The 25,630-nt window shown below is 71.6% G+C and carries 25 protein-coding genes; 11 read left to right on the plus strand and 14 right to left on the minus strand.

The features are described from left to right. Positions 1–299 precede the first annotated feature (299 nt). The 4 genes from AC07DI_RS23845 to argH form a co-directional block, all read right to left on the minus strand. Positions 300–1,853, minus strand: a complete 1,554-nt coding sequence (locus AC07DI_RS23845) for an MFS transporter (protein ID WP_478906027.1) — start codon at positions 1,851–1,853, stop codon at positions 300–302. Continuing rightward, positions 1,850–2,401, minus strand: coding sequence for a TetR/AcrR family transcriptional regulator (locus tag AC07DI_RS23850; protein ID WP_478906028.1), 552 nt, complete (start codon positions 2,399–2,401; stop codon positions 1,850–1,852). The genes AC07DI_RS23845 and AC07DI_RS23850 overlap by 4 nt, the downstream gene beginning before the upstream one ends. Before the next feature lie 87 nt (positions 2,402–2,488). Beyond that, positions 2,489–3,463 (minus strand): aldo/keto reductase, encoded by a 975-nt coding sequence (locus AC07DI_RS23855; RefSeq protein ID WP_478906029.1) that lies wholly within the window; start codon positions 3,461–3,463, stop codon positions 2,489–2,491. A 97-nt stretch (positions 3,464–3,560) separates the two neighbouring features. Next, a complete protein-coding gene (argH, locus tag AC07DI_RS23860) occupies positions 3,561–4,991 on the minus strand; it encodes an argininosuccinate lyase (protein WP_384262840.1) in 1,431 nt (476 codons plus the stop codon). Between the two features lie 146 nt (positions 4,992–5,137). On the opposite strand from argH, the gene AC07DI_RS23865 reads away from it, so the two are divergent. Together AC07DI_RS23865 and AC07DI_RS23870 are read left to right on the plus strand one after the other, a co-directional pair. After that, the gene (locus AC07DI_RS23865; RefSeq protein ID WP_478906030.1) at positions 5,138–5,743 is read left to right on the plus strand and encodes a pyridoxamine 5'-phosphate oxidase family protein; all 606 of its coding nucleotides are present in this window, start codon (positions 5,138–5,140) and stop codon (positions 5,741–5,743) included. A gap of 57 nt (positions 5,744–5,800) precedes the next feature. Then, positions 5,801–6,781 (plus strand): bile acid:sodium symporter family protein, encoded by a 981-nt coding sequence (locus AC07DI_RS23870; protein ID WP_478906031.1) that lies wholly within the window; start codon positions 5,801–5,803, stop codon positions 6,779–6,781. 91 nt (positions 6,782–6,872) lie between these two features. On the opposite strand, the gene AC07DI_RS23875 is transcribed toward AC07DI_RS23870, so the two are convergent. The 5 genes from AC07DI_RS23875 to argC are packed head-to-tail and all read right to left on the minus strand — an operon-like array spanning position 6,873 to position 11,721. After that, on the minus strand, positions 6,873–7,415 hold the full coding sequence (locus AC07DI_RS23875) for an arginine repressor (RefSeq protein WP_384262832.1): 543 nt from the start codon (positions 7,413–7,415) through the stop codon (positions 6,873–6,875). Positions 7,416–7,422: 7 nt separating this feature from the next. Then, positions 7,423–8,628: an acetylornithine transaminase gene (locus AC07DI_RS23880; RefSeq protein WP_478906032.1), complete on the minus strand. Its 1,206-nt coding sequence runs from the start codon at positions 8,626–8,628 to the stop codon at positions 7,423–7,425. Beyond that, complete coding sequence (argB, locus tag AC07DI_RS23885) at positions 8,625–9,548, minus strand: acetylglutamate kinase (protein ID WP_478906033.1); 924 nt, start codon at positions 9,546–9,548, stop codon at positions 8,625–8,627. Before argB ends, AC07DI_RS23880 begins: the two co-directional genes overlap by 4 nt. After that, positions 9,545–10,696: a bifunctional glutamate N-acetyltransferase/amino-acid acetyltransferase ArgJ gene (gene argJ / locus AC07DI_RS23890; RefSeq protein WP_478906034.1), complete on the minus strand. Its 1,152-nt coding sequence runs from the start codon at positions 10,694–10,696 to the stop codon at positions 9,545–9,547. The genes argB and argJ overlap by 4 nt, the downstream gene beginning before the upstream one ends. After that, positions 10,693–11,721 carry an N-acetyl-gamma-glutamyl-phosphate reductase gene (gene argC / locus AC07DI_RS23895; RefSeq protein ID WP_478906035.1) on the minus strand — a complete coding sequence of 343 codons (1,029 nt, stop codon included), beginning with the start codon at positions 11,719–11,721 and terminating at the stop codon, positions 10,693–10,695. Before argC ends, argJ begins: the two co-directional genes overlap by 4 nt. A 230-nt stretch (positions 11,722–11,951) precedes the next feature. On the opposite strand from argC, the gene AC07DI_RS23900 reads away from it, so the two are divergent. After that, positions 11,952–12,293, plus strand: coding sequence for a hypothetical protein (locus tag AC07DI_RS23900; protein WP_478906036.1), 342 nt, complete (start codon positions 11,952–11,954; stop codon positions 12,291–12,293). A gap of 292 nt (positions 12,294–12,585) precedes the next feature. Here AC07DI_RS23900 and AC07DI_RS23905 read toward each other — a convergent pair whose 3' ends face one another. Further along, positions 12,586–13,101: a putative immunity protein gene (locus tag AC07DI_RS23905; protein ID WP_478906037.1), complete on the minus strand. Its 516-nt coding sequence runs from the start codon at positions 13,099–13,101 to the stop codon at positions 12,586–12,588. Between the two features lie 91 nt (positions 13,102–13,192). Then, the gene (locus AC07DI_RS23910) at positions 13,193–13,513 is read right to left on the minus strand and encodes a hypothetical protein (protein WP_478906038.1); all 321 of its coding nucleotides are present in this window, start codon (positions 13,511–13,513) and stop codon (positions 13,193–13,195) included. Between the two features lie 247 nt (positions 13,514–13,760). Between AC07DI_RS23910 and AC07DI_RS23915 the strand changes: the two genes are divergently transcribed. Next, positions 13,761–15,359 (plus strand): amidase, encoded by a 1,599-nt coding sequence (locus tag AC07DI_RS23915; RefSeq protein ID WP_478906039.1) that lies wholly within the window; start codon positions 13,761–13,763, stop codon positions 15,357–15,359. Between the two features lie 27 nt (positions 15,360–15,386). Here the strand turns inward: AC07DI_RS23915 and AC07DI_RS23920 are convergent, their stop codons facing one another. Continuing rightward, entirely contained in the window at positions 15,387–16,094 is a 708-nt protein-coding gene (locus AC07DI_RS23920; protein ID WP_478906040.1) for a hypothetical protein, read from the minus strand. A 96-nt stretch (positions 16,095–16,190) separates the two neighbouring features. Between AC07DI_RS23920 and AC07DI_RS23925 the strand changes: the two genes are divergently transcribed. The 4 genes from AC07DI_RS23925 (at position 16,191) to AC07DI_RS23940 (ending at position 19,708) form a co-directional block, all read left to right on the plus strand. Beyond that, positions 16,191–16,832, plus strand: coding sequence for a TetR family transcriptional regulator (locus AC07DI_RS23925; protein ID WP_478906041.1), 642 nt, complete (start codon positions 16,191–16,193; stop codon positions 16,830–16,832). Positions 16,833–16,969: 137 nt separating this feature from the next. After that, a complete protein-coding gene (locus AC07DI_RS23930) occupies positions 16,970–17,467 on the plus strand; it encodes a carboxymuconolactone decarboxylase family protein (RefSeq protein WP_478906042.1) in 498 nt (165 codons plus the stop codon). Between the two features lie 28 nt (positions 17,468–17,495). After that, positions 17,496–18,491 (plus strand): RNA polymerase sigma-70 factor, encoded by a 996-nt coding sequence (locus AC07DI_RS23935; protein ID WP_478906043.1) that lies wholly within the window; start codon positions 17,496–17,498, stop codon positions 18,489–18,491. Positions 18,492–18,502: 11 nt separating this feature from the next. After that, complete coding sequence (locus AC07DI_RS23940; protein WP_478906044.1) at positions 18,503–19,708, plus strand: epoxide hydrolase family protein; 1,206 nt, start codon at positions 18,503–18,505, stop codon at positions 19,706–19,708. Between the two features lie 17 nt (positions 19,709–19,725). Here AC07DI_RS23940 and AC07DI_RS23945 read toward each other — a convergent pair whose 3' ends face one another. Further along, positions 19,726–20,142, minus strand: a complete 417-nt coding sequence (locus tag AC07DI_RS23945; RefSeq protein WP_478906045.1) for a DUF5997 family protein — start codon at positions 20,140–20,142, stop codon at positions 19,726–19,728. Between the two features lie 57 nt (positions 20,143–20,199). Here AC07DI_RS23945 and AC07DI_RS23950 point away from each other — a divergent pair, with 57 nt between their 5' ends. Then, positions 20,200–20,991, plus strand: coding sequence for a LysR family substrate-binding domain-containing protein (locus AC07DI_RS23950; RefSeq protein ID WP_478906046.1), 792 nt, complete (start codon positions 20,200–20,202; stop codon positions 20,989–20,991). Between the two features lie 93 nt (positions 20,992–21,084). Here the strand turns inward: AC07DI_RS23950 and AC07DI_RS23955 are convergent, their stop codons facing one another. After that, the gene (locus AC07DI_RS23955; RefSeq protein ID WP_478906047.1) at positions 21,085–23,304 is read right to left on the minus strand and encodes an NADP-dependent isocitrate dehydrogenase; all 2,220 of its coding nucleotides are present in this window, start codon (positions 23,302–23,304) and stop codon (positions 21,085–21,087) included. A 129-nt stretch (positions 23,305–23,433) separates the two neighbouring features. Here AC07DI_RS23955 and AC07DI_RS23960 point away from each other — a divergent pair, with 129 nt between their 5' ends. Then, entirely contained in the window at positions 23,434–24,093 is a 660-nt protein-coding gene (locus tag AC07DI_RS23960) for a TetR/AcrR family transcriptional regulator (RefSeq protein WP_478906048.1), read from the plus strand. 89 nt (positions 24,094–24,182) lie between these two features. Continuing rightward, positions 24,183–25,589, plus strand: coding sequence for an MFS transporter (locus AC07DI_RS23965; protein ID WP_478906049.1), 1,407 nt, complete (start codon positions 24,183–24,185; stop codon positions 25,587–25,589). Positions 25,590–25,630: the final 41 nt, after the last annotated feature.

Raw genomic sequence — 25,630 nt, forward strand, 5'->3', positions numbered from 1 at the left:
TTGCATGGAGGGGAGGGTTTGGGGGGTTGAGGGGTCCCCCGCCCCCCGAGGGGGCCCCCCCCCCCCCCCCCCCCCCGCAGCCACACAGTCGCGGTCAGCCCCTCCAGGGGCGCGAGGAACTGCGCGAGCAACCACACACCGCCCGCAGACAACACACCAACGCCCACCCCCCAAGGGGCGCGGGGAACTGCGCGAGCGACCACGTACCACCCGCAGGCAAGACCATCAGGGGCCGCCCCCAAGGGGCGCGGGGAACTGCGCAAAAGGGTGGCCGTACCGCTCGCCGCCAGGCGCCCGCGTCAGTGGCCGGCGCCTGCGCCTGCGCCGTCCTCCAGTTTCTGGCCCTTCAGGAGGAACCACGCGACCGCCGCCGTCGCTAGGAGCACCGCCGCTCCGACGCCCGCCGCCAGGCGCAGGCCGTCGACGAAGGCGCTCTGGGCGGCCGAGAGGAGGACGTCCGCCTGGTGGGCGGGGAGGTCCGCCGTCGATTCCACCGCGCCGCCGAGCGACTCGTGCGCGGCCGACGCGACATCGGGCGGCGTGCCCGGCGGTGCCGTGAAGTCGCGGTAGACGCCGGTGACGATGGAGCCGAGGAGGGCGATACCGAGTGCGGCGCCCAGCTCGTACGCCGTCTCGGAGACCGCGGAGGCCGCGCCCGCCTGTTCCTTGGGAACGCTGGAGAGGATGACGTCGGCGGTCACGGTGAAGGAGAAGCCCGCGCCGATGCCGACGACGAGGAGCGCGGCGCCGAGCAGGGGGTAGCCGGTGCTCTGGCTCAACGCAGTGAGCGCGGCGAGGGAGAGGCCGACCGCCGCAAGGCCACCGGCGACCACGACCCGTACGGAGAAGCGCCGCGCCACCATGCCCGCGATCAGCCCCGCCCCCACCGCGCCGACCGCCGCAGGCAGTTCGGCGAGGCCCGCCTCGAAGGGCCGCCGGCCCTGCACGAGTTGGAGGAACTGGGAGAGGAAGAAGACCAGGCCGGAGAGGCCGAGGACGGTCAGCAGGTCGGCGAGGACCGCCCCGGAGAAGCCGCGGTTACGGAACAGCCGCATGTCCAGGAGCGGCGCGGGCAGCGTCAGTTGGCGGCGTACGAACCAGGTGAGCGCCGCGATGCCGACGACCGCGCCCGCCACTGCGTCCCAGCGCAGACCGTGCGCGGCCACCTCCTTGATGGCGTACACGACGGCGATCATGCCGATGAGCGAGAGCACGACGCTGAGCAGGTCCCAGGGCCCTGGCGCCGGGTTCTTGGACTCGGGCAGGAACTTGATGCCGACCAGGACGAGCACGGCCATCACCGGCAGGTTGATGAGGAAGACCGAGCCCCACCAGAAGTGTTCGAGCAGGAAGCCGCCGACGACGGGCCCGACGGCCGCGCCCGCGGACGCCATGGCGCCCCAGATGCCGACCGCGAGGCTGCGCTCGCGCGGGTCGTGGAAGATGTTGCGGATGAGGGCCAGCGTGGACGGCATCAGCGTCGCGCCCGCGACGCCGAGCAGCGCACGGGCCAGGATCATCAGCTCGGGGCTCGTGGCGTAGGAGTTGAGCACCGACACCGCGCCGAAGGCGACGGCCCCGGTGAGCAGGAGCTTCTTGCGGCCGATGCGGTCGCCGAGGCTGCCCATGGAGACGAGCAGGCCCGCGATGACGAAGGAGTAGACGTCGCCGATCCACAGCAGCTGGGTGCCGGACGGCTTGAGGTCCTCACTGATGTAGGGCGTCGCCAGGCCGAGCACGGTCGCGTCGACGGCGACCAGGAGCACGGCCAGGGCGAGGACGGCGAGCGCGAGCCAGCGGCCGGGGCTGCGCTCCGCCTCGGGAGCCGCTGTCTGCGGATGGGTGCTGGTCATGATTCCACTCTCCGCTGTGCGCCGCCGATCAGCAGCTCGGCGATCATGTACGAGAAGTCGTTGGCGGCCACCCGGCCGTCCTGCACGGCCCAGGCGCCGGAGCCGACGAGCCCGTACAGCGCCTCGGTCAGCCAGACGGGCGTGAGGTCGATGCGGAACTCGCCGTTCTCCTGGCCGCGCCGGAAGAGCGCGGCCAGCCGGTCGTCGATGCGGGACCAGCCCTCGTGCTGGGTTTCGCCTTCGAAGAGCTGGTTCTCGGTGTACAGGAACGCGAGCAGCCCCGCGGCCGGCTCGATCTCCCTCACCAGGCGCCGCAGCGCGTCACCGGCGCCGCCTTCGCCGAGGGCGGCCCGGTCGAGGGCGGCCTCGCACTCCTGGAGGCCGAGCTCTTCGAGGGCGCGCACGAGCGCGTCGCGGCCCGCGAAGTGGCGGTGGAGGGTCGCCCGGCTGATGCCTGCCGCGCGGGCGACCTCGTCCATCGTGGAGGTGGATTTGCGGGTGAGCAGGGCCGCGGCGCTGCGCAGAACCTGGTCGCGATCGACTGACATGCGACAACCATAAGCCAATTGAGACAGGACTGTCTCATTGAGCGGGTGTCGTGCAACCCGCTTGCCCCGAAGGCCCCGCCTGTCGGTTCAGTTCCAGGGCAGCCGCGCCCTGCCCTCCCAGTACGCCGCCGGGTCCTGCGCCAGCCCCACGAGCCGCTCCAGCCGGCCGGTCTCCAGATCGACGGCGGCGGCGTGCAGGTTGGAGACGAGCTGGACCGAGGTGGCCGCCCCGGACAGGACCACGCCCGCCCACGGCTCGGCGAGGAGGACGGCGAGCGCCACCGCGTCGCAGCCGAGCCCCGTCTCCTCGGCGACCTCGCGCAGCGCGGTCGGCGCGTAGGGACCGGCCAGGCGGCCGTTGGCCATGCCCTCCTTGACGATCACCGTGAGCCCGGCGTCGTGCGCCTCGGCGAGCGCGGGCCCGGCCGAGGTCTCCAGGATGTTGTACGTGGCCTGGACGGTGCGGAAGAGCGGCTCGCCGTCGACGGTGACGGCGAGGGCGGCGCGGATCGCGGCCGCCTGCCCCGGGCCGCTCACGGAGAGGCCGACCGTGACGCCCTCGGCCGCCAGCTCGGCCAGGCGGCCGTGCAGTTCCTTGTCGGTGAGCGCCGGGCTCTCGGGCGTCACGGAGTGGATCTGGTAGAGGTCGAGCCGGTCGCCGAGCAGTTCGGCGCTCTCGGCGCGCTGGCGTACGTACGCGGCGACGCTGTGGTCCTTGACCTCGTGCGGGCCCTCGGCGTCGGTGCGCCAGTCCGCCGTGTACGTATAGCCCCACTTGCTGCCGATGACGACGTCACGGACGTCGGGCCTGGCGCGCAGCCAGTCGCCGAGGAACTCCTCGGAGCGGCCGTAGGACCGTGCCACGTCGAAGTAGCGGACCCCCGACGCGTAGGCGGCGTCGAGGAGTTCGTGGGCGCGCTCGCGCAGGGCCTCGACGCTGCGGGACGGCGGCAGGTCGCTCTCGCGGCCCAGGGTGATGTAGCCGGACCTGCCGACGGCGGCGAGGCCGAGCCCTAGGTGTGCGGTCGGGGTCGTGGCTGCGGCCAGCCGGGCGAAGGGCATCGCGGGCTCCTCGTTGTAGGGGGTCCCCGTCAACGTAACCCGCGAGGCCCTTTTGTCACCCGCGGCGCCCCTTCGTCACCGGCGGGCACCCGTCCCGTCAGCCGCGGGCGCCCGCCCACTCGCGCTGGACCGACAGGTCCGCCTTGACCTCGGCCAGTTGGGCGGCGACGGCCGAGGGCGCGGTGCCGCCGCGGCCGTTGCGGGAGGCCAGGGCGCCCGGCACGTTGAGGACGGTGCGCACCTCGGGGGTGAGGTGTTCGGAGATCTTGGCGAACTGCTCGTCCGTGAGCTGGTCGAGTTCGATGCCGTGCGCCTCGCACTCCTTGACGCAGCCGCCCGCGACCTCGTGCGCCACCCGGAACGGCACGCCCTGCTTGACCAGCCACTCGGCGATGTCCGTGGCGAGCGAGAAGCCGGCCGGGGCCAGCTCCTCCATGCGCTCGCGGTGCACGGTGAGCGTCGCCATCATGCCGGTGAAGGCGGGGAGCAGGATCTCCAGCTGGTCGCAGGAGTCGAAGACCGGCTCCTTGTCCTCCTGGAGGTCGCGGTTGTACGCCAGCGGGAGCGCCTTGAGCGTCGCCATCAGGCCCGTCAGGTTGCCGATGAGGCGGCCCGACTTGCCCCGCGCCAGCTCGGCGATGTCGGGGTTCTTCTTCTGCGGCATGATCGACGAGCCGGTCGAGAAGGCGTCGTGGAGGGTGACGAAGGAGAACTCCTTCGTGTTCCAGATGATGATCTCCTCGGCGATGCGGGAGAGGTTCACGCCGATCATCGCGGTGATGAAGGCGAACTCCGCGACGAAGTCGCGGGACGCCGTCCCGTCGATGGAGTTGGCGGACGAGCCGTGCTCGAAGCCGAGGTCCTTCGCGACCGCCTCGGGATCGAGGCCGAGCGAGGAGCCCGCCAGCGCGCCCGAGCCGTACGGCGACACGGCCGCCCGGGTGTCCCACTGCCGCAGCCGTTCCGCGTCCCGGGAGAGCGACTGGACGTGCGCGAGGACGTGGTGCGCGAAGAGCACCGGCTGGGCGTGCTGAAGATGCGTACGGCCCGGCATGGCGACGTCGGGGTGCGCCTCGGCGAGCCCGACGAGCGCGCCCTGGAGGTCGGCGAGCAGGCCGCCGATGATCCGGGCGTGGTCGCGCAGGTACATCCGGAAGAGCGTTGCCACCTGGTCGTTGCGGGAGCGGCCGGCCCGCAGCTTGCCGCCGAGGTCGGGGCCGACCCGCTCGAGGAGACCCCGCTCCAGGGCGGTGTGGACGTCCTCGTCGGCGACGGTGCCGACGAAGGAGCCGTCGGCCACGTCGGCCTGGAGACGGTCGAGTCCGTCCAGCATGCCGGTCAGCTCGTCGTCGGTGAGCAGGCCCGCCTTGTGCAGCACGCGTGCGTGGGCGCGGGAGCCGGCGATGTCGTAAGGGGCCAGGCGCCAGTCGAAGTGGACCGATGCGGACAGCTTCGCGAGGGCCTCTGCGGGCCCGTCGGCGAACCGTCCGCCCCAGAGCCGGACGTCACCGCCGTTGTTGCTGCTCACTGCACGTGCTCCTCAAGGCCGTTCCCTGCATGCACCGTCATGCATGAGTATGCAGTACTCCGTATGTTTCGTCAATCAGGCCACTCCGCGGAACGGTGGCCCATTTCGTTAGACAAACAAAAAGCCTTGTCCAATAATCACTGGTCATGGGAAAGACCTATGAACGCATAGACGGCAGGCTGCGCACCTTCATCGAGGCCCAGCCGATGTTCTTCACCGCGACAGCGCCCCTCGCAGGCGACGGCACGATCAACCTCTCCCCCAAGGGCCTCAAGGGCTCCTTCGCGGTCGTCGACGAACTCACCGTCGCCTACCTCGACTTCGCGGGCAGCAACGCGGAGACCGTCGCGCACCTGCGGGAGAACGGCCGCATCACTCTCATGTGGTGCGCCTTCCAGGGGCCGCCCAACATCGTGCGGGTGCATGGTCGCGGCGAGCCCGTCTTCCGCGACGACCCGCGCTTCAAGGAACTCCTCGGCCACTTCCCCGACATCGACCCCACTCCGCACGGCCTGCGCGCCATCATCGTCGTGACGGCCGACCTCGTCCGCGACACCTGCGGGTACGCGGTGCCCTTCATGACGTACGACGAGGACCGCGACCTGCACGCCAGGCGCTTCGCCCGCGACGACGACGCGTCGCTCGACGCGTACTTCACCAAGAAGGAGCACATCGCGCAAAGCATCGACGGGCTTCCCGGCCTGCCGCTGCCGCTGCCGCCCGGCGTCGCACGGACCGAGAGCTCCGTGTAGCGACCACATACCGAGACGGGGTTGCACGCGCGCCCGGCCGGGGCGTTGCATCGCGCCGTGCAACCCGAACAGACGCTCCCCAGCCCCACCGGTGGCGGTGGCGCCGCCGACAAGGCAGCCCGCCGCGCCGTCACCGTCTTCCCCGTCCTCGTCCTGGTGGCGGGCGGACTCGGTCTCGCCGTGCCGGACACCTTCGCGGGATGGGGCACGAACGTTCCGTACCTGCTCGGCGTGGTGATGTTCTGCATGGGGCTGACCATGACCCCGCTCGACTTCCAGGGCGTGGTCAAGCGGCCCTGGGCCGTCGCGCTCGGCCTGGTGGCGCACTACGTGATCATGCCGGGGCTCGGCTGGCTGATCGCCCACGCGCTCGGTCTGTCACCGCAGCTGGCGGCCGGGGTGATCCTGGTGGGCTGCGCGCCGAGCGGCACCGCGTCCAACGTCGTCACCTATCTGGCCCGGGGCGACGTGGCCCTGTCCGTCTCCGTGGCCACTGTGTCGACCGTCCTCGCGCCGCTGGTCACGCCGCCGCTGACGCTGCTGCTCGCGGGCGAGTACCTGCCCGTCGACGCGGGCTCGATGGTCACGGACATCCTCAAGACCGTGCTGCTTCCGGTCATCGCGGGCCTGCTCGTACGGCTGCTCTTCGGGCGGTACGTCGACCGGGTGCTCGGCGCGCTGCCGTGGCTGTCGGCGCTGACCATCGCCGCCATCGTGGCGATCGTCGTCGCGGGCAGCGCCGCGGCCATCAAGTCGGCCGCGGCGCTGGTGTTCCTCGCGGTGTTCCTGCACAACGGGCTCGGTCTCGCGCTCGGTTACGGCGCGGGCAAACTGGCCCGCCTCGGCCCGCCCGCCTCCCGGGCCATGGCCTTCGAGGTCGGCATGCAGAACTCGGGCCTCGCGGCGTCCCTGGCAACGGCCCACTTCAGCCCGCTCGCGGCGCTGCCCTCGGCGGTGTTCTCCGTGTGGCACAACGTGTCGGGGGCGCTGGTGGCGGCGTGGATGGCACGAAGGAATCCGAGTGCGTCCGGCGATTGAGGACGACCCAAGCGCCTGACAGCCCGTCCGGCGCTTGAGGACGAGCTCGGCGCAGCCGGCGATTGACGGTGCCCAGGGCCCAGGGGCCGGATCAGTCGTTCGACGCAAGCCGTAGCAGATGGTCCGCCAGGGCCTGACCCCCCGCCGGCTCCCTGCTGATCAGCATCAGCGTGTCGTCGCCCGCGATGGTGCCGAGGATGTCGTGCAGTTCGGCCTGGTCGATGGCCGAGGCCAGGAACTGGGCGGCGCCCGGCGGGGTGCGCAGGACGACGAGGTTCGCCGAAGCCTCCGCGGAGATCAGCAGCTCCGCGGAGAGACGCCGCATCCGCTCCTCCTTGGCCGACTCCCCGAGCGGCGCGCGCGGGGTGCGGAAGCCGCCCTCGCTCGGTACCGCGTAGATGAGGTCGCCCTCGGCGTTGCGGATCTTCACCGCGTTCAGCTCGTCGAGGTCGCGGGAGAGCGTCGCCTGAGTGACGGTCAGGCCGTCATCGGCGAGCAGCTTCGCCAGCTGGCTCTGGGAGCGCACCGGCTGCCGGTTGAGGATGTCCACGATCCGGCGGTGGCGTGCGGTGCGGGTCTGCGGCACGGCGGGACCCGCGTGGTCGCCGTGCTCGTTGCCTTGCGCCTGGCTCATCGTCGTCTCATTCTCCGGATCGTCCGTCCCCGTCGGCTTCTAGAGCCTTGTCCAGGATGCCGGGCAGGGCCCGCAGGAACGCGTCCACCTCGTCGTCGCGCACGTTCAGCGGAGGCATCAGCCGTACGACATCGGGGGCGGGCGCGTTCATGAGGAAGCCGGCGTCCTGAGCCGCCTGCTGCGCCCGTGGCGCGAGCGGCTCGGTGAGCACGATACCCAGCAGCAGCCCCGAGCCCCTTACATGCCCTACGAGTGGGTGCCGCAGTGACTCGATCGCGTCGCGCAGCTTCTCGCCCGCCCGCTTGGTGTTCTCAAGGAGCCCCTCGGCCTCGATGGTGTCGACGACGGCGCGGCCCGCGGCGCACGCGACCGGATTGCCGCCGAATGTCGTGCCGTGGTGACCGGGCTCGAAGAGGTCGGCTGCGGCGCCGAACGCGACGGTCGCGCCGAGCGGAAGGCCGCCGCCCAGACCCTTCGCGAGCGTGACGACATCCGGCTGGACGCCGTCGTGCGCGAGGTGCTCGAACCAGTGCCCGGTGCGGCCGATTCCGGTCTGCACCTCGTCGAGGACGAGGAGCGTGCCGGTGGCCGCAGTGATGTCCCTGGCCGCCTCCAGGTAGCCCGCGGGCGGCACGACGACGCCGTTCTCGCCCTGGATCGGCTCGATGATCACGAAGGCGGTCTCGGTGGTGACCGCCGCGCGCAGCGCCTCGACGTCGCCGTACGGGACGTGCGTGACCTCTCCGGGCAGCGGTACGAACGGCTTCTGCTTGCCGGGCTGGCCGGTGAGGGCGAGCGCGCCCATCGTGCGGCCGTGGAAGCCGCCCCCGGTGGCGACCATGTGCGGACGGCCGGTCAGTCGGCCGAGCTTGAACGCAGCTTCGTTGGCCTCGGCACCGGAGTTGCAGAAGTACACCCGGCCCTCGCGGCCGAAGAGCTGCAGCAGCTTCTCGGCGAGCGCGACGGGCGGTTCGGCGACGAAGAGGTTCGAGACGTGGCCGAGGGCGCCGATCTGCGCGCTCACGGCCTCGACGACCGCCGGGTGCCCGTGGCCGAGGGCGTTGACCGCGATGCCGCCGACGAAGTCGAGGTACTCCTTGCCGTCGGCGTCCCACACCTTGGTGCCCGCGCCGCGTACGAGAGGCAGCCTGGGCGTGCCGTAGTTGTCCATGAGCGCGCCCTGCCAGCGCGTGGTCAGCTCCTGGTTGCTCATGACTCCCCCTCCGTGTCGGGCACGACCATCGTGCCGATTCCTTCATCCGTGAAGATCTCCAGCAGGATCGAGTGCTGGACGCGTCCGTCGATGACGCGGGCGGTCTCGACGCCGTTGCGCACGGCGTGCAGACAGCCCTCCATCTTGGGGACCATGCCGCTGGCCAGCTCGGGCAGGAGTTTCTCCAGCTCGGCGGCGGTGAGGCGGCTTATCACCTCGTCGCTGTTGGGCCAGTCCTCGTAGAGGCCCTCGACGTCGGTCAGGACCATCAGGGTCTCGGCATCAAGCGCCGCAGCGAGTGCCGCAGCCGCCGTATCAGCATTGACGTTGTAGACATGGTGATCGTCCTGGGAACGGGCGATCGAGGAGACGACCGGGATACGGCCGTCGGCGAGCAGCGCCTCGATGGCGCCGGTGTCGATCTCGGTGATCTCGCCGACGCGGCCGATGTCGACCAGTTCACCCTCGATGCGGGGCCGGTGCTTGGTGGCGGTGATGGTGTGCGCGTCCTCGCCGGTGAGGCCGACGGCGAGCGGGCCATGCCGGTTGAGCAGCCCGACCAGCTCGCGCTGCACCTGTCCGGCGAGCACCATGCGTACGACGTCCATGGCGTCCTCGGTGGTGACGCGCAGGCCCGCCTTGAACTCGCTGATGATGCCGTGCCGGTCGAGGGCCGCGCTGATCTGCGGTCCGCCGCCGTGCACGACGACGGGCTTGAGGCCCGCGTGGTGCAGGAAGACGACATCCTGGGCGAAGGCGGCCTTCAGCTCCTCGTCGACCATGGCGTTGCCGCCGAACTTGATGACGACGGTCTTGCCGCGGTGCCGGGTCAGCCAGGGCAGTGCCTCGATGAGGATCTGCGCCTTGGGGAGCGCGGTGTGCTTGCGGGCGGTGGGCTGGCTGCTCGCGTCCTTGGTCATGAGCTGTACGCGCTGTTCTCGTGGACGTAGTCCGCGGTGAGGTCGTTCGTCCAGATGGTCGCGGCCTCGTCGCCCGCGGCCAGGTCGGCGGTGATGACGATCTCCCGGTAGCGCATGTCGACGAGCTCGCGGTCCTCGCCGACGGAGCCGTTCCTGCAGACCCAGACGCCGTTGATGGCGACGTTCAGCTCGTTCGGGTCGAAGGCCGCCGATGTCGTGCCGATGGCGGAGAGCACGCGGCCCCAGTTGGGGTCCTCGCCGTGCAGGGCGCACTTGAGGAGGTTGTTGCGGGCGATGGAGCGGCCGACCTCGACGGCGTCGGCCTCGCTCGCCGCGTTCACGACCTCGACCTTGATGTCCTTGCTCGCGCCCTCGGCGTCGCCGATCAGCTGGCGTCCGAGGTCGTCGCAGACCTCGCGTACGGCGGCGGCGAACTCGGCGTACTGCGGGGTGACTCCGGCGGCGCCGGAGGCGAGCAGCAGGACGGTGTCGTTGGTCGACATGCAGCCGTCGGAGTCGACGCGGTCGAAGGTGAGCCGGGTGGCGTCGCGCAGCGCCCGGTCCAGGACGTCGGCCTCCAGGTCGGCGTCGGTGGTGAGGACGACGAGCATGGTGGCGAGGCCGGGGGCGAGCATGCCCGCGCCCTTGGCCATGCCGCCGACGGTCCAGCCGTCCTTGGTGACCACGGACGTCTTGTGGACGCTGTCGGTGGTCTTGATGGCGATGGCGGCCTTCTCTCCGCCGTGCGGGGAGAGTTCGGCGGCGGCCTTCTCGACGCCAGGCAGGAGCCTGTCCATGGGGAGGGTCACGCCGATGAGTCCGGTCGACGCGACGGCGACGTCACCGGCGTTCAAGGACAGGACATCGGCGACCTTCTCGGCGGTGGCGTGCGTGTCCTGGAAGCCCTTGGGGCCCGTACAGGCGTTGGCGCCACCGGAGTTGAGGACGACGGCGGAGACCAGGCCGCCCTTGAGGACCTGCTCGGACCAGAGGACGGGGGCGGCCTTGACGCGGTTGGAGGTGAAGACGCCCGCGGCGGCCAGGCGGGGCCCGGTGTTGACCACGAGGGCCAGGTCCGGGTTGCCGTTCTCCTTGATGCCCGCGGCGATGCCCGCGGCCGTGAATCCCTTGGCTGCCGTCACACTCACGGCGCGACTCCGATCGTAGTGAGCCCGGTGGCCTCGTCGAGGCCGAGGGCGATGTTCATGCTCTGCAGGGCGCCGCCGGCGGTGCCCTTGGTCAGGTTGTCGATGGCGCTGATCACGATCACGCGCCCGGCCGCCTCGTCGTACGCGACCTGGACCTGCACGGCGTTCGACCCGTACACGGCGGCGGTGGCGGGCCACTGCCCCTCGGGGAGCAGGTGGACGAACGGCTCGTCGGCGAAGGCCTTCACGTACACGTCCCGCACGGACTCGGCGCCGACGCCCGCCTTGGCCTTCGCGCTGCACGTGGCGAGGATGCCGCGGGGCATCGGGGCCAGGGTCGGCGTGAAGGAGACGGTGACGGGGGCGCCCGCGGCGGCGCTGAGGTTCTGGATCATCTCGGGCGTGTGCCGGTGGGCGCCGCCCACGCCGTACGGGGACATGCTGCCCATGACCTCGGAGCCCAGCAGGTGCGGCTTGGCGGCCTTGCCCGCGCCGGAGGTGCCGGACGCCGCGACGATCACCACCTCCGCCTCGACGAGACCGGCCGCGTACGCCGGGAAGAGCGCGAGCGAGACGGCGGTGGGGTAGCAGCCGGGCACCGCGATGCGCTTGGCGCCCGCCAACGCGGCGCGGGCGCCCGGCAGCTCGGGCAGGCCGTACGGCCAGGTACCGGCGTGCGGACTCCCGTAGAACTTCTCCCAGTCCGCCGCGTCCGCGAGCCGGAAGTCCGCGCCCATGTCGACGACGAGGACGTCCGGTCCGAGCTGCTCGGCCACGGCGGCGGACTGCCCGTGGGGCAGCGCGAGGAAGACGACGTCGTGCCCGGCGAGGACGTCGCCGGTGGTCGGCTCCAGGATCCGGTCGGCGAGCGGAAGCAGATGCGGCTGCAACGCGCCCAGGCGCTGCCCCGCGTTGGAGTTGCCGGTGAGGGCGCCGATCTCGATCCCGGGGTGCCCGAGCAGCAGACGCAGCAGCTCGCCGCCCGCGTACCCACTCGCCCCTGCCACTGCTGCGCGTACCCTCATGGAACCCTCCTCTTGGATGGCATGACTATACGTTTCACCGCAGTTTTATGCAACGTGGCTGCGGGGGCGGTACGGATGCGCTGTGACTGAGCGCGCTACCTGGCCCTTGAGCACGCGAGTTGGCCCCTGCGCGTGAAAGTTGGCCCGCGAGGTAGCGTCTGGATCGCGAGCGTGAGGGCGGGTCGCTGCACCGGGCGGCGGGCACGCCCCGTTGCGGGAGGGGCAGGACTGTGAGCTGGTACGTCTTGGTGGAACAGGCCCAGCACGGGGAGTCGAGGCTGTTGCGCAAGATCTCGGTCGAAGGCGGAAGGGAAGCGGCCGTTACCCGTGCTGAGGATGTCGCCCGGTCCAGTACCCCCGGCCTGCTTCAGACCGACACCTCGTTCGGTCGAATAGTGTTCCAGACTTCGCCGACAAGCTGGTTTGTCGAGCTGACCAAGTCGTACTGGTTCAAGGGTGACGAGGGACCGACGACGGTTGCCGAGCACTTGACCATCCGAGCGGCCGAGCTCGTCCATATCCAAGAGCTGATCCCTGCCGACCCTCCCAAGAAGAGCCGCTTCGGCCGGTGAGCGCACGCCGCCGCTACGCTGATCTGCCCGCCCCATTCGCAACGCGGATACAGGCCCGTTCATCAGAACTGAGCGCTGTAGTTGTCCTTCGGGGCCAACTGCAGCGCTCGGTCACAGCGTGTGAGACTGAGTTCTGAGTTGGCCCATGAGCGCTTGAGTTGGCCCGGGTGTGCGTCGGGGGCGGCCCGCGGATCAGCGCGCGGTTTTTGGAGGTCCTTCGCTGTGCGCTCGAAGCCGCCGGTGAAGAGGTAGTAGCGGAAGGTGCCGGGGTAGCCGGCGCCCCGGCCTACGCTCAGCAGTCGAACACCGACCAGCAGATGTCGTTGCGCAAGCGCTGATCGTCAAGTACGAGCTCGCAGATCGCTTCCGGAAGCTGGTCACGCTGCCACTGGCACTCAAGTCGCCCAGCTGCTTCGCCCTCGTCTTCCTGCGCGGCAGCACGCGCAGCCTTGATCGCATAGGCAGCCGCACCCAGTTCGTGGGCGGCGACGTGTGCAACGACCGCGGCCTGGCCGGCGGCGCATGCGGCATGCCGTGCTGCGCCACGCAGGTCTCGGGCAGCGCCCATCGCATGGCCTCCCGCCGCGCGAGCTTGCGCCATCTTGACCTCGCCACGCACCCAGGCTCGGGCATGTTCGATCGCTTGACGCGGTCGTGGATCCTCGGGCCGAACCGACTCGAAGAGGTCCAGGACGCGCTCCGCGCACGATGCCGCCCACAGGGCGAGGAGATGGTGATCCGTGTCGGTGAGGGTCCCGCCGCGGCGGATCGTCACGAAACGAGGGTCCCGGACTTTCGGGAGGATCATGACTGGTACTCCTTCTGCTGGTATCCGCTCCACGACCGAGGGCACGTGCCCACGACCGGCTGACGCAGCTTCTGGCAAAGGGCGATGCATCTTATGTAACCGCGCCGTTGGCGAGCGGGTCCGCAGCATCGATCTCCTTGGCCAGCTTGCCTGCGTACTCGGTGAGGAGCCGTCGCAGGGCGGCATAGTGGGGGCCCGGATCCGGGGTCCAGGCGAGTTGGTGCCAGGTGGTGGGGCGCCGGGCGGCCCATGCCCGGCGGATCCGTTCGGGCTGGGCCTGTTCGAGGGGGCGGGGTGCGAAGAGGTGTTCCCCGGCGGTGACGCGGGTCCAGATGAAGATGGAGGCGATCTGGCGTTTCCGGTCGTCGCCCCCAGAACATGCCGCCCGAAAGGTCTCGCGTACCACTTTCATCGAAAACGACGCAGGTGAGAGCAGCGGCCGCTACCCTGCGGGCCACCTCCTGCGCTCACCCAGGCCAACTCAAGCGCTCACGGGCCAGCTCAAGAACTCAGTCTCATGTGCGGAGCAGGATGTCGAGAGCGGCGGAGGCGGTGCTGACCGCGGTGGCTTGAAGTGCGCCCGGCGGGCCCGGTGTTCACGATCTGTGCAAGCTCCGCACTCTTGCGCCGGGTGCTGCCCGTGTAGTCGGCTGAGCCTCATGGGCAAGAGGAGCATGACCGCAATGACCGCCGCCCTTGTCGCGGGGTCCCTTCTGACGGGTATACCGGATGCCGGGGCGCGAGGCGCCGGGCACGGCGCCGGGAGCGCGTCGCCGCCGGCCGGAGCGCGTCTCGCTTCCGGGATCGACCTGGACACCGTGACGATCCCGGAGTTGCAGGCGCGCATGACGGACGGGTCGCTGAGCGCTTCGGCGCTGACCCGGGCCTATCTGCGACGGATCGAGAAGGTCGACCCGAAGATCCACGCGGTGCTGCGGACGAGCCCGGCGGCCCTGCGCGAGGCGGCCGCAAGCGACGCCCGGCACCGGCAGGGGAAGACCCTCGGGCCGCTGGACGGCATCCCCGTCCTGCTCAAGGACAACGTGGACACGCGTGACATGCCGACGACGGCCGGATCGCTCGCGCTCGCCGGGAAGCCGCCCGCCACCGACGCCGTACTGGTGGCCCGGCTGAGGAAGGCGGGGGCGGTCATCCTCGGCAAGACCAACCTGTCCGAATGGGCCAACTTCCGCGGCGCGAAGCCGACCTCGGGCTGGTCGGCCGTGGGCGGGCAGACCCACAACCCGTACGTACTCGACCGCAACCCCTGCGGGTCGTCGGCCGGTTCCGGCGCCGCGCTCGCCGCGTCGTTGGCGCAGGTGGCGATCGGCACCGAGACGGACGGCTCGATCGTGTGCCCGGCCGGGATGAACGGCGTCGTCGGCCACAAGCCCAGCCTCGGCCTGGTCAGCGGGTCCGGCGTGGTGCCGATCTCCGCCGAGCAGGACACCGCGGGGCCCATGGCGCGCAACGTCACCGACACCGCGCTCACGCTCTCGGTGATCAGCGGACAGAAGGCCGGTTCACGTGGCGTGGACACGGCGGCGGGCCGGAGGGACGCCGGGCTCCGCGGCAAGCGGATCGGCCTGTGGCGCCTCCCCTCGCTCGGCGCCGACGTGGACGCGGTGATGACCCGTACGGCGGCGAAGCTGCGCAAGGCCGGGGCCGTGGTCGTCGAGGTGACGCCCCCGTACCAGGACCGGCTCGCCGAACTCGAATTCCCGGCGCTGCTCAGCGAGTTCCACCGGGACATCGACGCCTACCTCGCCACTCGCGAAGGCCCCGAGGACCTCGCCGGGCTGATCGAGTTCAACCGCGCCCACCCCGAGGAGCAGAGCTGCTTCGCGGGCCAGGAGCTGTTCGAGCAGGCGCTCGCCGCGCCGCCCACCACCGACCCCGCGTACCGGGCGATGCGCGCCGAGCTGAAGGACCTCTCCCGGCGTTCCATCGACGAGACCATGGCCTCCCACCACCTGGACGCCATCGCCGCGCCCACGAACCCGCCCGCCTGGACGACCGACTGCGCGCGCGGCGACAACGACGTCATCCCGTCCTCGACCCCCGCGGCCGTCGCCGGATATCCGTCCCTCTCGGTGCCCGCGGGGACCGTGAACGAACTCCCGATCGGCCTGCTCCTGATGGCCGGTGACCGCCAGGACACCGAGCTTCTGTCACTGGGGGCCGCGGTGGAGCACCTGCTGAAGGCCTGGCGCGCCCCGCGCTACCTGCCGACGGCCGGGGCCGGCGCGACCCGCTGAACAGGGCGCAGACCCGCGGCGCCGCGCTCAGGAGGTGACGGACGGCGTACGGGTGCCCGCTCCCGGACGGAGACGCGGCACCCGTCGCAGTACCGCCCAGAGGACGGTTCCGAGCGCGAAGCCGTAGGCGGCCACGAGACCGTGACCGTTGTCCTGCGCGACCCACATGAGGAGCCCGAGCACCGGGACACCGGCCGCGAGGGCCCGCTCCTTCCTGGTGCGGGCGCGCGTCAGGAGAGCGGCCGCCAGGGTGGCTCCGAGGAAGTACGTGGCACCTGAGCTGCCCGCGAAGTTGCGGGGGTCGGTGCTGTGGCCGCCGCCCAGACCGAGCAGGGCGTCGATCCGCTCCGGCAGGAGGACGCCGGCGCCGAAGAGGAGCGCGGTCAGCGGACCGCCCCAGAGCCACTGCGCGAGCGCCGCCACGGCGGCGAGAGTGGCGATGTTCCAGAGCCCGCCGGTGAAGCCGCCGTTCTGCATGAAGACGGCGGTGAGCACTCGCCACCAGCCGGATTTGGCGGGGTCGTCGTCGAGGGCGGCCATCGCCCCCTTCCAGCACAGCTGAAGGACGACACCGGCCACCGCAAGCGCCGTCAGGCCGACCGCGACCCACGGAACGGGCCGCCCGCGCAGCGAGTCCCGCCCCACCGCGCCGAGCCCGCTGTTGATCATCATCACCATCAGCGCGGCCGTCGTCGCGCCGAAGAGCAGTCCGCCCAGTCCATCCAGTCCGCCCATGTCCCCCGTGCCCTCTTCCAACAGTGTTCGAAACCAGTCATCGGTGAGGCTAGCACGATTTTCTAACGGTGTTTGAAAAGCTGTTACGGTGCCCTCATGAAGCTCACCAGAGAGCGGATCATCGACGCCGGAATGACCACGTTCGCCGAGACCGGATACCACGGCCTGTCCATGCGCGGGGTGGCCGAGCGGCTCGGCACCCACGCGGGCAGCCTCTACTACCACGTACGCAGCAAGGGCGAGCTGCTCGAGCTGATGGCCGACCGGGTCTGCCGGCACGCGTACGACGCGGGGAGCGACGCCCTGGCCGTGCTGCCGCCCGGGGCGGCCCGGTGGGAAGAGATCGAGGTGCAGGCCGTGGCGCTGCGCCGGAGCCTCAAGCAGCACCCTGGGGGCGCGCTCCTGCTGGCCGACAGCCCCGGGACGCTGAGCACCGGCGGGCTGTCCCTGATGGAGCGACTCCTCGGGACCCTGCTCGACGCAGGCGTCCCCGCCGAGCACTGCGGCATCGCGGCCGACACCCTCCTCAGCCACATCACGGGCTTCGTCCTCCAGGAGCAGACCGAGCCCACGGCGCCGACCGTCACCGCCGAGACCTACGCCGACCTGTGCGCGCGCTTCCCGCTCGTCATGGAGCAGATGCCCCGGCTGAGCCAGGACGAGAAGTTCCGGCGCAGCGTCCGGCTCCTGTGCGCGGCATTCGAGACCCTTACGGAGAACGAGAGGGAGCACTCGTAGAGAGGGGGCGCTCGTAGGGAGGGGTGGCGGACACGGGAGACGCGGGTCACATCCCTCCATGTCACAGGGGATCAGGCTGCCTCGTCTCAGGGGTGTCAGCACGAACAAGCCCAGAACGAGCCCAGAGGGAGCACATCATGGACGCGCGACTCGACTTCTTCGCCCAGCCCAACGCCGCCAAGGCGCTCAAGTACTTCATCGCGGGGAGCAACGCGCTCAAGGAGACGACGGTGCCGACCGCGACGCAGGAGCTGGTGGCGCTGCGCGTCAGCCAGATCAACGGCTGCGCCGTCTGCATCGACATGCACACCAAGGAGGCCACCGCGGCGGGTGAGAAGCCGGTGCGGCTCAACCTGGTCGCGGCCTGGCGGGAGGCCACGGTCTTCACCGAGGCCGAGCGCGCCGCGCTGGAGCTCTCGGAGGAGGCGACCCGGGTCGCGGACGCGTCCGGCGGGGTCGGCGACGAGGTGTGGGCGCGCGCCGCGGAGCACTATGACGAGGAGCAGCTCGCCGCCCTGGTGGTACACATCTCGTTCATGAACATGGTCAACCGGATGAACATCATGACCCGGCAGCCGGCCGGCGACTACGAGCCCGGCCAGATCCACCGAACGGCTGACGGGGAGCGAGACTGAGCGGCTGACGGGGAGCGAGGGGGACGGCATGGACAAGGTCGAGGAGTTCGAGGAGCTGCGGTCGCTGCTGTTCTCGATCGCCTATCGGATCCTGGGCAGCGTGAGCGAGGCCGAGGACGCGGTGCAGGAGACGTGGCTGCGCTTCGACGCGTCGGCCACCCGCCCCACGTCGGCCAAGGCCTATCTGTCCGCCGCGGTGACGCGGATCTCCATCGACGTACTGCGGTCCGCGCGGGTGCGCCGGGAGCAGTACGCGGGCCCCTGGTTCCCCGAGCCGCTGCTCGAGGACCCGTACCAGGATCCGGCACGGGCGGTGGAACTCGCCGAGTCGGTGTCGGTGGCGGCGCTCCTGCTCCTTGAGCGGCTCAGCCCGCTGGAGCGGGCGGTGTTCGTGCTGCGTGACGTGTTCGGCTTCGGGTTCGACGAGGTCGCCGCGGCGGTGGAGCGGTCGGAGGCGGCGTGCCGGCAGCTGCTGGTGCGGGCCCGGCGGCACATGGCGGCCGGACGGCCGCGCTTCGAACCGGCCCGCGAGGAGCGCGCCGAGCTGGCGTCCCGGTTCTTCGACGCCCTCAGCGAGGGCGACGTCGCCGGACTGCGGAGCCTGCTCGCCGCCGACGTGGCGATGGTCGGGGACGGCGGCGGCAAGGGTCCGCAGCTGTCGCGGACCGTCGTCGGCGGCGAGAAGGTGGCCAGGCTGCTCACCGCCAGCTTCCCCGTGATGACGCGGATCGGCGTGGCGTTCGAGGCCCATGAGGTCAACGGCGGGCCGGGCGCGGTCTTCCGCGACCGGGACGGCAAGGTGCTCCACACCCTGGCGCTCGACGTGGCCGACGGGCGGATCCAGGCGATCCGCCTGATCATCAACCCCGACAAGCTCGGGCACCTGGGGCCGGTGGCGGACGCCTGGGCCATCGACCGCGAGACGCGGCGCCTGATGCGAACGGCGCGCCGGCCGCACGCCCGGCGCGAGCCCGCGGAGCAGGCCGGGGAAAAGCCGGTCACGTGCGGAACCCCCCGGACGTAGCATGCGCAGCGATGACGACCTCGCGCGACACCACCATCCGGCCCTACCGCATCGCCATACCCCAGGCTGACCTGGACGATCTCCACGCCCGGCTCGACCGCGTCCGCTGGCCCGACGAACTGCCCGGGGCCGGCTGGGCGTACGGCGTCCCGCGCGACTACCTCGAGGAGCTCGTGCGGCACTGGCGCCACGTGTACGACTGGCGGGCCGCCGAAGCCGCGCTGAACGAGTGGCCGCAGTTCACCACCACGATCGACGGCGCGAACCTCCACTTCGCCCATGTCCGGTCCCCCGAGCCGGACGCGACGCCCCTGATCATGACCCACGGCTGGCCGGGCTCGATCGTCGAGTTCGCCGATGTCGTCGGCCCGCTCACCGATCCGCGGGCGCACGGCGGCGACCCGGCCGACGCGTTCCACCTGGTGCTGCCCAGCATCCCCGGGTTCGGCCTGTCCGGCCCGACCCGGGAGACCGGCTGGGAGTTCCGGCGGGTCGCCCTCGCCTCCGCCGAGCTGATGCGACGGCTCGACTACGAGCGGTACGGCGTCCAGGGCGGCGACTGGGGAGCGGCCATCTCCCGCGAACACGGCCGCCTGCGTCCGGAGAACGTCATCGGCGTACACCTGAACCTGCTGCCCAACTCGGCGCAGACGCGGGAGCCGACCGCGCGGGAGCTGAGCGCGCTGGACCCGTCGGAGCGTGCGCGCACGCTGGCCTCCTGGGAGCGCACGCGGGCGTGGAGCCGGGACCGTCAGGGGTACGCCGACATCCAGAGCACCCGCCCGCAGACCCTGGCGTACGGCCTTACCGACTCACCGGTGGGCCAACTGGCCTGGATCGTCGAGAAGTTCAAGGAGTGGACGGACTCCACGGACCGCCCCGAGGACGCCGTCGACCGCGACCGGATGCTCACGAACGTGATGCTGTACTGGCTGACCGGCACGGCGGGTTCGTCGGCCCGGATCTACTACGCGCGGGCGCAGGCCGCCTACACCGGCAACCCGCCCGAGCCGTCGACGACGCCGACCGCGCTGGCCGACTTCCCCCGTGACAACTTCATCCCGCTGCGCCACATCGCGGACCGCACCGAGAACATCGTCCAGTGGACGACGTACGACCGGGGCGGCCACTTCGCGGCGATGGAGCAGCCTGAACTGCTCGTCGACGACGTGCGGAGGTTCTTCCGGACGCTCGGGCGGCGAGGCGCCGACGGGTAGCCGACGGGTAGGCGGCGTCAGGAGCGGGAGTCCTCGGCGCGCGTCGCGCGCTTCTCGGCCTGCTCCGCCTGCTTCTCCTTGATGCGCACGCCCTCCTTGCGGACCTCGGCCTGGACGGCGCGCTCCTGGCGCAGCCAGCCGGGCTGCTCCTCCTTCAGGGCGTCGATCTGCTCCGTGGTGAGCGGCTCGGTCACGCCGCCGCGCGCGAGGCCCGCGATGGAGACCCCGAGCTTGGCCGCGACGACGGGGCGGGGGTGCGGGCCGTTGCGCCGCAGCTCCTTGAGCCACTCGGGCGGGTCGGTCTGGAGCGCGTTCAGCTCGCTGCGCGAGATGACGCCCTCCTGGAACTCGGCGGGCGTGGCCTGGAGGTACACACCCAGCTTCTTCGCCGCGGTCGCGGGCTTCATGGTCTGGGTGGTCTGGTGCGACGTCATGGGTCAAGGGTATCGAGCATGTGCGCTACTCCTGACCACGCCGGGTAGCCTGGCGAGGTGACAGGCTCGGAAGTACCCCCGGCGTTCCGGCTCGCCTACGTCCCCGGAGTGACGCCCGCCAAATGGGTGCGGATCTGGAACGAGCGGCTGCCCGATGTCCCGCTGACCCTCGTGACGGTCTCCGCCGAAGAGGCGCCCGACGTGCTGCGGGCGGGTGGCGCGGACGCCGGTTTCGTACGGCTGCCCATCGACCGTACGGACCTCAGCGCGATCCCCCTCTACACCGAGACCACGGTCGTCGTGGCCCCCAAGGACCACGTCGTCGCGGCGGTCGACGAGGTGTCGGTCGAGGATCTCGCCGACGACATCGTGTTCCATCCGCTCGACGAGACCCTGGAGTGGGAGCGGCGGCCCGGCCTGCCCGCGCTGGAGCGGCCCGCCACGACCGAGGACGCCGTCGAGCTGGTCGCGGCGGGCGTCGGCCTCCTGGTCGTCCCCCAGTCGCTCGCCCGCCTGCACCACCGCAAGGACCTCACCTACCGCCCGGTGACGGACGCCCCCGAGTCGCGCGTCGCCCTGTCGTGGCCGGAGGCGGAGACCACCGACCTGGTCGAGGACTTCATCGGGATCGTCCGCGGCCGGACGGTCAACAGCTCGCGCGGCCGTGCGCAGGCGCCGGCGAAGGACCAGGCCAAGGCGGCCGCCCAGCCCAAGCGGAAGCCCGCGGCGGGCAAGACGGGCGGCAAGACCGGCGGCGCGTCGGGCGGCAGGGCGACCGGCAAGCCGCAGCGCGGCGCCGCAGCCCGCCCCAAGCCCGCCAAGCGCGGCAAGCCCCGGCGCCGCTCGTAGCGCGGCACTCGTAGCGCTGCGCCTTCACCTCGTACGCGGAGGGGCCCCCGCCACATCGGCGGGGGCCCCTCTGTTCACTGCGTACCGGAAGCGTCAGCCCAGGATCGACAGCGCCTGGTTGAGCGTCGCGGACGGGCGCATGACCTTGGAGGCCTTGGCCGCGTCCGGCTGGTAGTAGCCGCCGATGTCGGCCGGCGAGCCCTGCACGGCGATCAGCTCGTCGACGATGGTCTGCTCCTGCTCGGCCAGCGTCTTGGCCAGGGCCGCGAACGCCTCGGCGAGCTGCGCGTCCTCCGTCTGCCCGGCCAGCTCCTGCGCCCAGTACAGGCCGAGGTAGAAGTGGCTGCCGCGGTTGTCGATGCCACCGAGGCGGCGGCTCGGCGACTTGTCGTTCTCCAGGAACGTGGCCGTCGCGCGGTCCAGGGTGTCGGCGAGGATCTGGGCGCGCGCGTTGCCCGTGGTGGTGGCGAGGTGCTCGAAGCTCACCGCGAGGGCGAGGAACTCGCCCAGGCTGTCCCAGCGCAGGTAGTTCTCCTTGACCAGCTGCTGGACGTGCTTCGGGGCGGAGCCGCCGGCGCCCGTCTCGAAGAGGCCGCCGCCGTTCATCAGCGGGACGACCGACAGCATCTTGGCGCTGGTGCCCAGCTCCAGGATCGGGAAGAGGTCGGTCAGGTAGTCGCGCAGGACGTTGCCGGTGACGGAGATGGTGTCCTCGCCGCGGCGGATGCGCTCCAGGGAGAACGCGGTGGCCTCGACCGGCGACATGATCCGGATGTCCAGGCCCTCGGTCTCGTGGTCGGCGAGGTAGCGCTCGACCTTGCCGATGAGCACGGCGTCGTGGGCGCGGGTGTCGTCCAGCCAGAACACGGCCGGGCTGCCGGTGGCGCGGGCGCGGGTGACGGCGAGCTTGACCCAGTCCTGGATCGGCGCGTCCTTGGTCTGGCACATGCGGAAGATGTCACCGGTGGAGACGGCCTGCTCGAGGACGACGTTGCCGGCGCCGTCGAGGACCCGGACGTTGCCCGTGGTGGGGATCTCGAAGGTCTTGTCGTGGCTGCCGTACTCCTCGGCCTTCTGCGCCATGAGGCCGACGTTCGGGACGGAGCCCATCGTCGAGGGGTCGAAGGCGCCGTTGGCGCGGCAGTCGTCGAGGACGACCTGGTAGACCCCGGAGTAGCTGCTGTCCGGCAGGACCGCGAGGGTGTCGTGCTCGGCGCCGTCCGGGCCCCACATGTGGCCGGAGGTGCGGATCATGGCCGGCATGGAGGCGTCGACGATGACGTCGCTCGGGACATGCAGGTTGGTGATGCCCTTGTCGGAGTCGACCATGGCGAGCTCGGGGCCCTCGGCCAGCTCGGCCTCGAAGGACGCCTTGATGGCCGCGCCCTCGGGGAGGGACTCCAGGCCCTTGAAGATGCCGCCAAGACCGTCGTTCGGGGTCAGGCCCGCGGCGGCGAGGGTCTCGCCGTGCGCGGCGAACGTCTTCGGGAAGAAGGCGCGGACCACGTGGCCGAAGACGATCGGGTCGGAGACCTTCATCATCGTGGCCTTGAGGTGCACGGAGAAGAGGACGCCCTCGGCCTTGGCGCGGGCGACCTGCTCGCCGAGGAACTCGCGCAGCGCGGCGACGCGCATGACGGAGGCGTCGACGACCTCGCCCGCGAGGACCGGTACGGACTCGCGCAGGACGGTGGTGGAGCCGTCGTCACCGGTGAGCTCGATGCGCAGCGAACCGTCCTCGGCGATCACCGCGGACTTCTCGGTGGAGCGGAAGTCGTTGGCGCCCATGGTGGCGACGTTCGTCTTCGAGTCGGCCGTCCAGGCGCCCATGCGGTGCGGGTGGGCCTTGGCGTAGTTCTTGACCGAGGCGGGGGCGCGGCGGTCGGAGTTGCCCTCGCGCAGGACCGGGTTGACGGCGCTGCCCTTGACCTTGTCGTAGCGGGCGCGGATGTCGCGCTGCTCGTCGGTCTTCGGGTCGTCCGGGTAGTCGGGGAGCGCGTAGCCCTGGCCCTGCAGCTCGGCGATCGCGGCCTTGAGCTGCGGGATCGAGGCCGAGATGTTCGGCAGCTTGATGATGTTCGCCCCGGGCGTCTTGGCGAGCTCGCCGAGCTCGGCAAGGGCGTCATCGATGCGCTGGCTCTCCTCGAGGAACTCGGGGAAGAGGGCGATGATGCGGCCCGCGAGCGAGATGTCGCGGGTCTCCACGCTGACCCCGGCCGTCGAGGCGTAGGCCTGGACCACCGGCAAGAAGGAATGGGTCGCCAGGGCCGGGGCCTCGTCAGTGTGGGTGTAGATGATGGTCGAGTCAGTCACCGGGTGCTCCGCTCCGCGTCTGCAACATTGCTCGACATCAAGATATCTCCTCCCTCCCCCGTCACGGACAGGGCCCTAAGGACCCCAATCTTGGTAGACACTGTCTACGCGATGCGGTAGACAGTGTCTATGAATCCAGTGGTGGGCAGGGCGATGGGCGGGGACGAACAGGACGCCGGGCTGCGGGCCCGGCTGGTGGACGTCGGCGTGGAGCTGGTGGCGACGGACGGGGTGCAGGCGCTGACGCTGCGGGAGATCGCCCGCCGGGCCGGTGTCTCCCACGGAGCGCCCCGGCGCCACTTCCCCACGCACGTGGCGCTGCTGTCCGCCATCGCCCGGCGCGGGTTCGCCGAGCTGGCGGCCGAGGCGGAGAAGGCCGTGGGCGCGGCGGGGGGCGGGGCCGGCCAGGACGCGCGTACGCGGTTGAAGGCGCTGAGCCGCGCGTACCTCGGCTTCGCCGCGGAGCACCGCGGCATGTTCGAGCTGATGTTCCGCCACGACCTCCTCGAGAGCAATCAGCTCGGCCTGCGGGAGACGAGCCTGCCGCTCTTCGACGTGCTGGTCGGACTCGTCGCCGAGGCCCGCTCAGCCGCGTCCGCGTCCGCCTCCGCCCCCGTCTCCGACACGGGCGTGCGGGTCGCCGCGGGTGCGCTGTGGGCGAACCTGCACGGGATCGCGCAGCTGTGGGGCTGGGGCAGTCTGCGCCTCGCGACGGGCACGGACGAGGTGGAGGCGCTGCTCGACGCGGCGCTCGACGCACATCTCGGGCTCGGGCCGGCAGCCGGATGAGCGTCACGACTTCCGGGGCAGGGAAGCGCGTCGCCCCCGGGGAGAGGGGCCGACGGAACCTCACCCTGGCCTGCAGTGTCGCCGGCGCCATGATCGTCGCGTTGGACGGCACCGTGCTGAGCGTGGTCCAGCCCGCTCTGCGACGCGATCTGGGCGCCTCGTTCGCCCAGGTGCAGTGGACGAGCACCGGGTACCTGATCGCCGTGGCGAGCCTGCTCGTCTTCGCGGGGCGGCTCGGCGACCGGTACGGGCACCGGCGGCTCTTCGCCGTCGGCACGCTCGGCTTCGCCGCCGCGTCGGCCGGGGTCGGCCTCGCGTCCGGCGTCGGCCCGCTGATCGCGCTGCGCGTCGTCCAGGGCATCTTCGGGGCGCTGCTGCAGCCCGCGACGCTCGGCATGCTCCGGGCCGCGTTCCCGCCGGACCGGCTCGGCATGCCGATCGCGCTGCGGACGAGCGCGATCGGCCTCGCCGCCGCGGCCGGTCCGGTACTGGGCGGGGCGCTCGCCACGCACCTCGGGTGGCGCTCCGTGTTCTTCCTCGGCGTCGTGCCCGCGCTACTCATCGGCGTACTGGCGCTGGTGGTCCGGGTGCCGGAGCCGCGCCGGGAGGGTCCGGCGCCCGGGCTCGACCTGCCCGGCGCGGGACTGCTCGCGGTGACGCTGGCCTGTCTCGTGCACACGCTGGTCGGCGTCCCGGAGAGCGGCTGGACGCCGGCCGCCGCCGCGGGGGCGTCGGCGGCGGTACTCGCGGGCGGCGTGTTCCTGCGGCACGAACGGCATGCGGCGCGCCCGCTCGTGCCGCCCCGTCTGCTCCGTACCTCCACGGTCGGCCCCGCGCTCGGCATCCTCATCGCGGCGTCCGCCGCGATGTTCGGAACGCTCTTCGTCGCGACGTACTTCCTCCAGGACGTACGGGCGCTCGACCCGCTGCACAGTGCGCTGAGCGCCCTGCCGCTCGCGGTGATGATGGTGGTCGGCGCGCCCCTCTCGGCCGTACTGCTGCGCCGGGCGGGCCCGCGCCTGACGATCACCGGGGCCATGGCGGTGCTCACCCTCGGCGTGCTGGCTCTGTCCCGCCTGGACCAGGCCTCGGGGCCGGTGGTGGTCGGCGGCGCGTTCGCGCTCGTGGGGGCGGGGTTCGGCACGGTGATGGTGGCGGCCACGGCCGTCGTCGTACGCCACGCTCCGGTGGCCGACGCCGGGGTGGCCGGGGGCCTCCAGCAGACGGCGATGAACGTGGGCCCGGCGCTGGGCATCGCCCTGGCGACCACCCTGATGACCGCCGCCGCCTCCCCCTCGGGTCCCCCGCGTGCGGGCCGGCCCCCGTGGTCCCGCGCGGAGTTCCTCTCCGCGATGACACCTACGCTGACGGCCTTGGCCGTGGTGGCGGCGGCGGGAGCGGTGGCGGCTACGACGCTGCCGGGCCTCGGGCCGGCGGGCCGTGGGACGGCGAGCGGGGGTGCGGCCAGGGCTGAGCGGGCGTGCGGCCAGGGCTGAGCGGGCGTGCGGCCAGGGCTGAAGGCGGGGCCGCTGCCCGG

It is taken from the genome of Streptomyces sp. NPDC044106, from assembly GCF_056433985.1.

What these genes read in the sequence shown, in the direction of transcription:
- AC07DI_RS23845 (WP_478906027.1), bottom strand. Translation starts at nt 1,853, where the DNA reads ATGACCAGCACCCATCCGCAGACAGCGGCTCCCGAGGCGGAGCGCAGC.
- AC07DI_RS23850 (WP_478906028.1), bottom strand. Translation starts at nt 2,401, where the DNA reads ATGTCAGTCGATCGCGACCAGGTTCTGCGCAGCGCCGCGGCCCTGCTC.
- AC07DI_RS23855 (WP_478906029.1), bottom strand. Translation starts at nt 3,463, where the DNA reads ATGCCCTTCGCCCGGCTGGCCGCAGCCACGACCCCGACCGCACACCTA.
- AC07DI_RS23865 (WP_478906030.1), top strand. Translation starts at nt 5,138, where the DNA reads ATGGGAAAGACCTATGAACGCATAGACGGCAGGCTGCGCACCTTCATC.
- AC07DI_RS23875 (WP_384262832.1), bottom strand. Translation starts at nt 7,415, where the DNA reads ATGAGCCAGGCGCAAGGCAACGAGCACGGCGACCACGCGGGTCCCGCC.
- AC07DI_RS23880 (WP_478906032.1), bottom strand. Translation starts at nt 8,628, where the DNA reads ATGAGCAACCAGGAGCTGACCACGCGCTGGCAGGGCGCGCTCATGGAC.
- argB (WP_478906033.1), bottom strand. Translation starts at nt 9,548, where the DNA reads ATGACCAAGGACGCGAGCAGCCAGCCCACCGCCCGCAAGCACACCGCG.
- argC (WP_478906035.1), bottom strand. Translation starts at nt 11,721, where the DNA reads ATGAGGGTACGCGCAGCAGTGGCAGGGGCGAGTGGGTACGCGGGCGGC.
- AC07DI_RS23905 (WP_478906037.1), bottom strand. Translation starts at nt 13,101, where the DNA reads ATGATCCTCCCGAAAGTCCGGGACCCTCGTTTCGTGACGATCCGCCGC.
- AC07DI_RS23910 (WP_478906038.1), bottom strand. Translation starts at nt 13,513, where the DNA reads ATGAAAGTGGTACGCGAGACCTTTCGGGCGGCATGTTCTGGGGGCGAC.
- AC07DI_RS23915 (WP_478906039.1), top strand. Translation starts at nt 13,761, where the DNA reads ATGGGCAAGAGGAGCATGACCGCAATGACCGCCGCCCTTGTCGCGGGG.
- AC07DI_RS23920 (WP_478906040.1), bottom strand. Translation starts at nt 16,094, where the DNA reads ATGGGCGGACTGGATGGACTGGGCGGACTGCTCTTCGGCGCGACGACG.
- AC07DI_RS23925 (WP_478906041.1), top strand. Translation starts at nt 16,191, where the DNA reads ATGAAGCTCACCAGAGAGCGGATCATCGACGCCGGAATGACCACGTTC.
- AC07DI_RS23930 (WP_478906042.1), top strand. Translation starts at nt 16,970, where the DNA reads ATGGACGCGCGACTCGACTTCTTCGCCCAGCCCAACGCCGCCAAGGCG.
- AC07DI_RS23935 (WP_478906043.1), top strand. Translation starts at nt 17,496, where the DNA reads ATGGACAAGGTCGAGGAGTTCGAGGAGCTGCGGTCGCTGCTGTTCTCG.
- AC07DI_RS23940 (WP_478906044.1), top strand. Translation starts at nt 18,503, where the DNA reads ATGACGACCTCGCGCGACACCACCATCCGGCCCTACCGCATCGCCATA.
- AC07DI_RS23945 (WP_478906045.1), bottom strand. Translation starts at nt 20,142, where the DNA reads ATGACGTCGCACCAGACCACCCAGACCATGAAGCCCGCGACCGCGGCG.
- AC07DI_RS23960 (WP_478906048.1), top strand. Translation starts at nt 23,434, where the DNA reads ATGAATCCAGTGGTGGGCAGGGCGATGGGCGGGGACGAACAGGACGCC.
- AC07DI_RS23965 (WP_478906049.1), top strand. Translation starts at nt 24,183, where the DNA reads ATGATCGTCGCGTTGGACGGCACCGTGCTGAGCGTGGTCCAGCCCGCT.